Below are 10,050 nucleotides of genomic sequence, written 5' to 3' on the forward strand. Positions count from 1 at the left end.
CTTCCCAAAAATGAATACAGAAGTCTAAAGTATCAGGATTGCTCAAAAATCCATGTATGTTTTATCCCTTGAAAGTTAAATAAGTCTAAAAATCTGAAAGTTTGAAAATCTGAAAATCTAATAACTCAGAATCCCTTTAAGTCCGAATCTCTCCGAAATTTGAAACGCTTAGTAAGTTGAATCCCCTGACACTTTGAAGGTTTAAGGCTGCCTGAAAATTCTGACAGTCTGGTCGGGTCCAGGAGTTTATTCAGATGTATGAACTGAAAATCGCTTTGAGGCAGGTATTATCCCGAAAAAAGCAGACCCTTTTTGCCATCCTTGCTGTTGCCCTTGCGGTTGCTGTAATTACGGTGATGATGGCAATGCTTTCCGGGTTTCAGGACGAGCTTGTGACAGCAAGCATAGAAAATAACCCTCATATTGTTATCAGTCCTCAAGACGAGGAAGAAGAATTCATTCACCTTTACAGGTATACATCTGCCCGAATCGCTGAAAGAGAAGGAGTTCTAGCTGTATCCCCTAGATATCTGGGCCAGGCTGCGCTGGAATATCGGGACAGTGCCGAAGGGGTTTCTATTCAGGGAGTCGACCCTCTAGCTGAAGAGAATGTTATGAGGGTGAGTGAGGACGTTATAGAAGGGGACCTCATGAGCCTTGTCCATACAAGGTACGGGATCCTGCTCGGGGAACAACTTGCAGAAAACCTTGAAGTTCATATAGGAGACAGGGTGGACGCTGTTTTTCCGGGCTCGCAAACAACTTCTTTTAAGGTCGTGGGCCTGATCCATACCGGCACTGCTGCAGATGAAGTAACAGCCTATGCAAGGTTGGATTCTGTGCAGAATTTTTTTAATGAACCCGGAGTTGTGAGCACTATAGGAGTCAGGGTTGCAGACCCTTACCAGGCAGATACCATTGCAGCTTCGATTGAGAGAGATACCGGGCTTGATGCCGTAAGCTGGAGCGAAGCAAATGCTGAAATTCTCGGTCTCCTGGAAACCCAGATGATATTTGTAAATATTTTTTACCTCTTGATCTACGGGATTGCGGGTTTCGGGATCGCAAATACTCTTATTACCATTGTTGCCCAGAGAACAAGGGAAATAGGCATCCTGAAAGCTATGGGGGCTTCTCAAAAAAGCATAATGATTGTCTTTATTTTCCAGTCCATGGTCCTCGGAGCCATAGGCCTGGTCCTCGGTACAATTCTTGGTTATGTTGCGACTGTTGCCCTGAAGAGCTATGAAATTGAAGTCCCTCAGGAGATGTATTTCGGGCTTCAGACTCTTCCCCTTGAGGTAGAGCCGCTTAATTTTGTATATGCTGCTTTTTTTGCTTTCATAATCAATATCATCTCGGGCATCTACCTTGCAAGGAAAGCTGCAAAACTTGACCCTGTAACAGCTATTGAAAGCGCCTGAACAGGATTGGATGAGTAGCGCAATAACTTTTGAAATGCCCTGTCAGCAGGTATATCAGATAATTCATATCAAGCATGTGTTTCAGATAATTCCTATCATTTCCAGCCCCACATAGACCATAAGGAGCACAAAAAGGTGTTTCAGATATTCGGGATTTATTATATGGGCAATATCAGCTCCTCTTCTTGCCGCGAGAGACCCAGGCACTGCCAGCAAAACCCAGTTAAACAAATTAATATATCCCAGGGAATAAGGAGGAAGCTCAGGCTGTCCCCAGCCATTGACAATATATCCGAGTGACCCTCCAAAAGAAGTAAAAATTATTACAGCAGCCGAGGTTCCAACGGCTTTCAGCATATCAAAACGCAGAAAGATCAACATTATTGGAATTCCGATTACTCCTCCCCCTATCCCGAGAAGCCCAGAAAAAAAGCCTATCAGAATACCTGCAAAGGCATAAGAGAGTTTATTGGAGCTTATTTCTTCATTTTCCTTTACAGCCGGCGTTGTGTACGTTTTGAGCGCTCCCAGTATGACCACGATCCCGAAAGTTGTGCTCAGTACGGCTGCCGACAGGTAAGAGGCAACTGCTGCCCCCCCGAAACTAGCAGCTGACCCAAAAATTCCCATAAGAGTTGCCTGCTTCCAGAGCACTGCCTGCTTTCGCTGGTACTTTAAAGTTACACTAATAGCATTGAGCAAGATTACAAAAAGGCTTGTCCCGAGAGCTATTCTTATAGCCAGGTCAGGATGCAGTCCCGTTTCCTGCAAGAGCCAGTACTGGATAGGGAACATAATAAAACCCCCTCCCACACCCAGAAGGCCTGAGATCACACCTGTAAAAGCGCCTGTGAGAAAGAGGATTCCAATGTATAAGGGGTCTGTAGGGGTCATTTCCATTTCAGTATTTTGTTTTTGTTTCCGGATTTTTCCTGTTTAAAAACATGTTTCTAATTGTTCTCTGCATGAAACTGCGAGTTTATTTAAGTTAACAGTATCGTACTGAAAATATGCAGGGTTGCCACTGATGGTAATACGGAAAAATCCGGAACTTGCAGAAAGGTTGTACTTGAAAGGATAAATCATGGATCAAAAGGGTGATCGGTTTTCTTAAATAATTTACCCCTGGAAAGTCTATCTCTCTTCTCAAAAGTATCTGCATATTTCTCTCTTTATCTGAATTATCCAGAATATCCAGTGTGCTACGTATTTTTAAGGATGGGGTCTCTGCCTTATCTTCCAACTCTTTTTTCTGCGCAACAAATATTTAAAATGAGTTATAAGTATTAGCCAGAGCATGTTTACAGTATCTATCACTAGAAAGTATTTACCAGACCGGGTTTATAATTTATTTACATAACCGGGCTAAAGAGGCGCTTTCATGATCAAAATCGAGTTACACGGCACATACAATATATACTACGCAATTAAAGGCATGAGGAATCCCATGAATTCATGGCACCTTATGGACAGCAGCGAGCCTGATCAGGCAGGGAACTGCATACTTGGAGAAAAGGACCTTAACCTGGCAAAGCGTCTGACCCTTGCAGGAAACGAGCATGGCAAGTTTCTCAGGTTCATTACAGTCTGCTTTGACCTCACGGCTCCCCTATACTGGTGGAAAGAATTTGATACTTACAAATTTACGGAAAAGAATTCAACCTCAACAATGCATAAGCTGACCAGCAGGGATCTGGCTCCGCACGACTTTTCCTTTGATACTATGTCGGAATACAGGAACGCCCAGATCCGGCACCTCAACGACCTTATCAAAGCCTACAAATCCCGTGAAGGGGACAGTGAAGAGGACAATGTATACCGAAAAACAGTCTTCAGGGAACTTGTCCAGGACCTCCCGAGCGCTTACATGCAGAAAAGGACAGTCATAACGAACTACGCCGAGCTTAGAAATATTTATTTCCAGCGCCGCCACCACAAGCTCGATGAGTGGAAGGATTTCTGCACATGGATGGAAGAGAAACTACCATATGCTGAAGAGCTCATCTGCGTGGAAAAAGATGAAACTAAAAACTAAAATATAACGGTTAAAGAGAAGCCATCTCGCAGGGTTTTAACCCCTGTTTCTCAGACTTCTCTTTTTAAATTCTGCCTCGCCCGAATTGCGTCTCGCCCGAATTGCGACTCGCCCGAATTGCGACTCGGGAGTACGCGGTCCTTTTCGCTCCACTCCGTTTCGCTCAAGAGGACTAATTTATGGGTTATGGTGGTAAACTTTATTCAGGAGGACTAAATTACAATATATTTTATCAGTATTCCTTATTCGCTCTTCATAACTGTTTTTTCACGTTCGACTAGGAAGAGCAGCTTTAAAGATAGAAAAGAAAAACAAAGGTGACAAAAGATAAAAGTCAGTAAGTAAAAGTGATATAAAAATCTGTGGAGATGCTATAAAAACAGAACCAGATGTTAACTTAAAAATGCTCTTTTTCGCGTTTTGTCTTTTAAATACCTGGATCAATATTCACCGGTTAATAACAGATTATTAATTAATTTAAAAGTGAGAGAATTGCTTAATGTTTTATATTAATGATTTTATGTGGTCACGGATTTGTTATGTACATTATATGCTCGTTTAGCTGAAAAGGTACTGGAATAATTATAAAAAGCCTAACATTGGCATTAAAGGAAAAGAGTTAATACATTTCCTTTATAATATATATTATATGAACATAAATTCATGCGGATTTCTGGCATGTTTACCCGTGTGAATACCAACAACACAACCTTCATGGCAGGCGAAAGGGTTCAACTCCTTACCTTTCGCCTGCCAGAATAAACTATTTTTAATACCGGAATATAAAGAAGAATGAATTGTGCAGGAATTAAAAAATGAGAGTTCTCCGGGTTTAGTTGTAATCCAAAAATAGATAAAGGGCTCTTTACAGTGTTTTGGCAGTATCTTTTTAGTAATTAGAAATCTTCCATCAGGGCTGCTGCGTTTATTGCGGCTTTCTCAAGGCCCGCATCTGCAGCGCACCTTCCGATATCCCTGATTAAAGAAAAGAAGTCTTCATTGAAGGCTTCAAATTCATCTTCCGAGCCCCTGCAAAAGATATGGAGTTCCTTTAAGCATAACTGGCTTATAATAGCTTCTTTTTCCATTCCCTGTTTTATAGCCTCTTTCCCGACTTCTTTCAGGGAGATAGCTATCAGCCTGAGAGAAAAAAGAGTTTCCATATCAGCTGTTTTTTCCCCCAGAGCCTTAAGAGCAAGAGCAGTCTCCATTACCGCTTCGGTAGCTCCATTTCTTGCCGCTTCTTGCCCGACCAACCCGAGGGAAGCTGCCGCGTTAAGGACACCGGATTTCATGTCTTCGTCAGCTGCAGCCAGCCCCAGGGATTTTATACACTCAATTGCCCCGCCTGTTACATCCCGCGGGAGCTGACCGGAAAAAAACTTTATTCCAAGCTCACCCAGTTCATCTATTATCCTGAGAAGCCGAGCCTCTTCTCGAGCCTTAACTGCCTTAAGCCCGGGCTCAAGCAGAAGGATTTCTTCTGTTAAAAGCAAATTTAGCCTCCAGTTTCACAGCCGTTATTGCAATTTATGAGCCCTCAGGTTATTACTTTTTCGTATTTTACTGATATCTCTTTATTAATCTCAAAAGCCGGACTGAAAAAGTTTGAATTGGAAGAAAATTCGTATAAATAGAAAAGAATCTATTTAATCTGCTTAAAAGATAATGATCTATTTATAATAAATAAGATCCAGGGAAGATTTGATTTGTAATATATACCATAAAGAGATAAAATAGATCAAAAATAAAATAGAATCAAACCGAATAAAACAGAATAAAATCTAGTAAAATCTAGTAAAATCTAGTAAAATCTAGTAAAATCTAGTAAAATCTAATAAATTAAAATAAATTAAAATAAATTAAAATAAATTAAAAAGCGACATTTAAGGGGCTCTTGCTGATCACAGGCTTGAATAAACCTTTTTCTGCAGCTCCTTTATCTCCTGAAGTTTCTCGGTTTTTTCACCGGTTTCCGTGACTCCCGGGAATTTAAAGCTGTCAAGAGCCATTTCCGTAACAATAGGAGAATTGGTCAGGGCTTTTTCTTCAGCCTGTACTTTTAGAGTCTCAAGCGCCCACTGGCTCTGGAGTACAGCTTCACGAAGTTTGTTTTTCAAAGAAAGCTTTCCTGCATCTTCAATAGAAAGGGCTACTGAACTCAACGCCTCGTCGAAGTATTTTTCTGCAGCAAGCTTGCCTATTTCCTCAAGCAGCAGAAGAGTGCTGATAGTTTCAGCCTCAAGGCTTTCTGAGGCTACCTTTTTTCCGACCTCTCCAAGGCAGGTTATTGCGTTAAGCAAAGCTTCTTCCATACCCTGCATCGCGGCAGCAGACCCGATATCTCTTAAGAGCAGGGAAAAGGCAACAATTTCTTCCTGATCTTTTTTCTCAGGGTAGGGAAGGTTCCAGATTTCCATCATGGTAGTAGCAGCTACTTTTGAGCCTGCTTCAAGCGAACTTGAAGCTGCTGTTCTTCCGAGCTTCCCAGTTGCTATCATTGTCCTGTTCAGAACGGATCCGTACCCTTTTTTTGCTGCTAATTTTGCCAGTTTCCCGAAGGCAAGAGCTGAGTTGATCGTAACAAGTTCCATTCCTTCCTGCGCAGCTGCCTGTGCAATATCCGAAATAGAAAGGACAACTCTTGCTGCATCTGCCTCTTCATTTTCAGAGAAGAAACCTTCTGCGATCCCTGTAAGGGAATCCAGCGCCTGGAAAACTTTGCTCTCATTTCTTTCCTCAACTGAGGACAAACCTATGTCGACTGCCTCTGCCTCATTTAATGTGATCATTCTTTTTGCCCCTTTTACCAGTATATAATAATTCAAGTTTCAAGCCTGTTTTCCTGCATATTTACACAATAATTGAGCGTAATTTTTATGCGATTATGTCAGTTTAAAAATGTTTCACAGCATAAAACTACTGAACGGGATATAACTATTATACGGAGTAATACTGCCTGGCTTACTCTATGAAATTAAGGGATATTAGTGTTGCTATTTTGTAATAGAGGTACTCCATTATGAAACTTCTTAGGTTTGAGGCTGTCGGTAAACCTGAAAAGCAACCTTTCATGGAGAATAAAAACTTCTTTCAAAGTTCCAGGAAAAAAGGCTTATGGCTAAAAGAGTGGGTAAATTGAAATTAAGGGTTGGAAACTTGCCTTTTAAGTAAGACCCATTCAAGTAAATTTACTTATTTAAGTCAGATTTACTTACTCAACTCAGGTTTACTCATTCAAAAGATTCGGCTTCATGAATGTACTCGGAACTACTAAATGTTTCAAGAGAAAGTTTTGTCAGAAGCATATAACTTACCAGAAATTTTTCTTTAGGTTCAAGCATTATTGTTCCAAGCGCATCAGCAGCCTTTATAATGATATTTTCAAAGTTTCTGAAGTCAGTTTCTTGAAACTGATGTTCCGAAGAAACAGGCACTTGCTGGTGAGAATGGATTTCTCCCCTGTGTTCCATAAGGTGGGTCAGCGTACTCTGGAACTCTTCAGAAAAAAGTGGCTCGTCCATGTCCTGAGAGACAGATAGAAGAATGCTTGATCCGGGAGAAAAAAGTCCTCCGTTCTCCGGGACCCTGACGATCTGCTGCCTGGATGTTTCTTTTCCTATAGCTCCTATCGCAAGAGAAGATACGAGAGATTCTCTTTTCATGTTATGAAGGGATGCAGAATTTGCGATCTCCCCGAGGTATGCAACTGCGATCCTCACCGCTGCCTCCATTTCCTGTCCAACTGCAGACTTTCCAACTGCGCAGAGAGAGTAAATAATACTTAAACCGGTGTTAGACATTTTCTGTTCTCTGGCAGCCTCAGCCATCCTTCCCAGAGAGATCAGGGAAATTAAAACTCCGAGTTCCATTTTTTGAAGGGCAGCGGCATTTCCAATGTCTCTTATGCTGGTTATAGCCCTTTTTGCGTCGGGCTCAAGCCCTTGATTTATATATTTCGTCCCCTGCTCTGTTAAAAAATCTATGGACCTCAATACACCCAGTTCATCATTATCCTTGACAGAGCTTAAGCCAAGGTCTGTTGCCCTGGCTTCATTTAAAATAGACATTCGAAACACCCCAGTAAAATTTCTTAGATCCGGGAAGGGAATCTCGATATGAAATAACCTTGCCGGTATTCAGACCTCTTCTTTACAGAAGCAGGTGCTGTGCAGTTCAGACACTCACACGAATTCTTGCCCGGACTGTTCTTCTCCAGGACTCGAAAAACCCCTCAATCAATATCAGGAAACTTTCTCTTTCCTCTAAAATTTTTGTTTAGTTTTGATTCCAGATTCTCGATATCCAGGCTCTCAAAACGCATGAGAGCCACTTCGGCTATAATGGATGCACTCACGAGATAGCGATCCTCTGCATCAAACTTAATGGTTTCAAGGGAATAAACTGCCTGAAGTAGCGCCCTTTCAAGTCCCTGCCTGTCGGCGGCTTTCCCAATATCCCCGAGTAAACGGACACTGGTATCAGCAGTTTCTTTCAGGTTCTTCTCAATTGCCCCGGAGCCTATTTCCTGTAATAGAAGTTCGGCATTTAATGCCGCATCTTCAAAGTTCTGGCCTGCTGCAACTTTTCCTGTTTCCCCGAGTAAAGCTGCCGTACTATTTGCGGCATCCCCCAGACTTTGTTTTGTTACGCTTTTTCCAATCTCCCCAAGAGCGTAAATGACTGCTATTATCTCTTTTCGGGTTCTCGTAAAGGCTGCAGTATTTCCCATCTCTCCCAGACAGGATGCTGCAATCTTTGCTGGAACCTCCATTTTCTGCCCTGCTGCCGCCTTTCCAATTTCGCCAAGAACAAGCGCTATATTAACAACAATGTTTTCCATACCACGCCTGCAAGCCTCTTTTGCAATAGGGGCAAAAAGAAGAATGGTATTTGTAACAACCATTTCGCATCCAGAAAGAGCTGACGCTATTCCTACCTCTTTTATATATTCGATTAATCTTTTAGTATCACTTTCCAGCCCTTCCCTTGCATATTTTGCTGCAAGTTCTGATAGATAGTTAAGGATCTCAATTATACCGGCTTCGTCCTTTTCATCTACCAGAGATAACCCTATCTCTAACGCCTCATTTTCATCAAGCGGTAGAATCTTTCATGCCCCCAGATTGTCTCTTAAGTAAGTATGGATATGTGAGGATATTAGCTTTGTTATGAAAACGATAGGAAAAGTAATCTGAAGAATTCTCCCACTTATTCTATTAACTCATTTATCCTATTGAAGGAAAAAAAATGTTTGACCTTCTTATATATCATAAGGTATATCAAAAATGAACAAATAAGTCACTACCGAAATTTATAAATAGAATAATACGGTAGTAAGATACCGGTTGCTTACGAGTGAATCAAAGCCTCATTTCACACACACACGAGAATCGAAACGATTACTCTAGAAGGATAGGTTTCATCCCTTCTTCCTGTCCGTTCCTAACGTTGGCTCGTGAGCAACTATCCCTTTCATACTTGTCTTTCAATATGAAGTTTCAACTGCGCTAATTTTCGATTCTGCCTTCTCTTTACAAATCTTCCATTACTGCAGACAGGATCAAATGGTCACATTAATGTATGTTTGCTCTAACCGCCCTGGATGAATTGAATGTGACAGGAACCTGAAAACAGCTTTCCAACCTGAATTCTATGAACCCCCAACTTGTCTGACAACTCTATTGAAAAAACAAATTTGTGCTGGTGCACCCCGCTAAAAGCAACGGAGTATGTTCGCGCCCCCCTCCAAATTCCGTTAAAGGAAACAATAGCCTTAAACATTTAGTCTGAGCAGAAGTTAACACCAAAAAATGGAATTGATGAATCATATTATTATTAACGGTTACCTGGGAAGTTTTCCATCCCCGCAGCAAGCTAGCGGGGTATTCGACTGAAATAAAAAGAGCGTGAAAGGAAATATTTTTCAGGTTTTTGTAATTTTTGTCTACTTGAGCGAAACTCACTACTATAACTTATAAATTGACCTTTTTGAACATAATTCGGGAACAGTGTCCATAAATTAGTTTTCCTAAGTGAATCTCACTGCTCTAACCCGTAAATTAGTCCTCTTGAACGAAATGAATTGGAGCGAAAAGGATCGCGGGCTGTTGCACTTACAGTGCATGTAACTCCCAGGAAATCTCTGATTTCCTGTGATCCCGAATCGCAATTCGGGCAGCGAAGAAAAGAGATGTATATGCCCGGCTGTCCTGTAGCAAACATGAGGGAGATTAGAACATATGTACTACTGTACCAGAGGTTCTGAAAAAGACATACTAAGAACTGCCGCTCCGGAACTAGATATAGCCAGTCCGCAAAAGAAACAGTACATTTGTTTGAAACGGTTGACTCTATAGAAATGACTGGTTCGGTAGATGACTGGTCAGTAAAAACTAATCCGGGAATGGAATTCCCGGACTTAATTGACTGAACACCAAATATAAACTTTCGGCTTAGAATACAAGTCCCAGGTCTTCTAGCTTCTTTCTTGCTCCGTCATAGACCTGCATGTATTCGTCAGTTGGGGTTATTGTCTTTACATCGTAGCATTCCTGGAAAGTCTTTCCAGCTGGTGCGCTTGCATAGTTC

General features: G+C 41.5%; 9 protein-coding genes. 3 read left to right on the forward strand and 6 right to left on the reverse strand.

The genetic code is table 11. The features are described 5' to 3' along the window. The first annotated feature begins 254 nt into the window (after window positions 1–254). On the forward strand, window positions 255–1,424 hold the full coding sequence (locus tag FXV91_RS10210; RefSeq protein ID WP_229390482.1) for an ABC transporter permease: 1,170 nt from the start codon (window positions 255–257) through the stop codon (window positions 1,422–1,424). Between the two features lie 81 nt (window positions 1,425–1,505). Here the strand turns inward: FXV91_RS10210 and FXV91_RS10215 are convergent, their stop codons facing one another. Further along, a complete protein-coding gene (locus FXV91_RS10215) occupies window positions 1,506–2,318 on the reverse strand; it encodes a sulfite exporter TauE/SafE family protein (RefSeq protein WP_229390483.1) in 813 nt (270 codons plus the stop codon). A 487-nt stretch (window positions 2,319–2,805) separates the two neighbouring features. On the opposite strand from FXV91_RS10215, the gene FXV91_RS10220 reads away from it, so the two are divergent. Then, window positions 2,806–3,459: a hypothetical protein gene (locus tag FXV91_RS10220; RefSeq protein ID WP_229390484.1), complete on the forward strand. Its 654-nt coding sequence runs from the start codon at window positions 2,806–2,808 to the stop codon at window positions 3,457–3,459. 896 nt (window positions 3,460–4,355) lie between these two features. On the opposite strand, the gene FXV91_RS10225 is transcribed toward FXV91_RS10220, so the two are convergent. The 4 genes from FXV91_RS10225 to FXV91_RS10240 all read right to left on the reverse strand — a co-directional run bounded on the left by FXV91_RS10225 (window position 4,356) and on the right by FXV91_RS10240 (window position 8,365). After that, complete coding sequence (locus FXV91_RS10225; RefSeq protein WP_229390485.1) at window positions 4,356–4,955, reverse strand: hypothetical protein; 600 nt, start codon at window positions 4,953–4,955, stop codon at window positions 4,356–4,358. Between the two features lie 408 nt (window positions 4,956–5,363). Beyond that, window positions 5,364–6,251 carry a hypothetical protein gene (locus FXV91_RS10230; protein ID WP_229390486.1) on the reverse strand — a complete coding sequence of 296 codons (888 nt, stop codon included), beginning with the start codon at window positions 6,249–6,251 and terminating at the stop codon, window positions 5,364–5,366. Window positions 6,252–6,692: 441 nt separating this feature from the next. Further along, window positions 6,693–7,529, reverse strand: coding sequence for a hypothetical protein (locus FXV91_RS10235; protein ID WP_229390487.1), 837 nt, complete (start codon window positions 7,527–7,529; stop codon window positions 6,693–6,695). A 164-nt stretch (window positions 7,530–7,693) separates the two neighbouring features. Further along, a complete protein-coding gene (locus FXV91_RS10240) occupies window positions 7,694–8,365 on the reverse strand; it encodes a hypothetical protein (protein ID WP_229390488.1) in 672 nt (223 codons plus the stop codon). A gap of 1,179 nt (window positions 8,366–9,544) precedes the next feature. On the opposite strand from FXV91_RS10240, the gene FXV91_RS10245 reads away from it, so the two are divergent. Then, window positions 9,545–9,727, forward strand: a complete 183-nt coding sequence (locus tag FXV91_RS10245) for a hypothetical protein (RefSeq protein WP_229390489.1) — start codon at window positions 9,545–9,547, stop codon at window positions 9,725–9,727. Window positions 9,728–9,914: 187 nt separating this feature from the next. Here the strand turns inward: FXV91_RS10245 and FXV91_RS10250 are convergent. Continuing rightward, on the reverse strand, window positions 9,915–10,050 hold a 136-nt coding region (locus FXV91_RS10250), incomplete at its 5' end, for a monomethylamine:corrinoid methyltransferase (protein WP_229390494.1).

Origin of the sequence: Methanosarcina sp. DH2 (assembly GCF_020804225.1) — an archaeon.
GTDB lineage: Archaea > Halobacteriota > Methanosarcinia > Methanosarcinales > Methanosarcinaceae > Methanosarcina.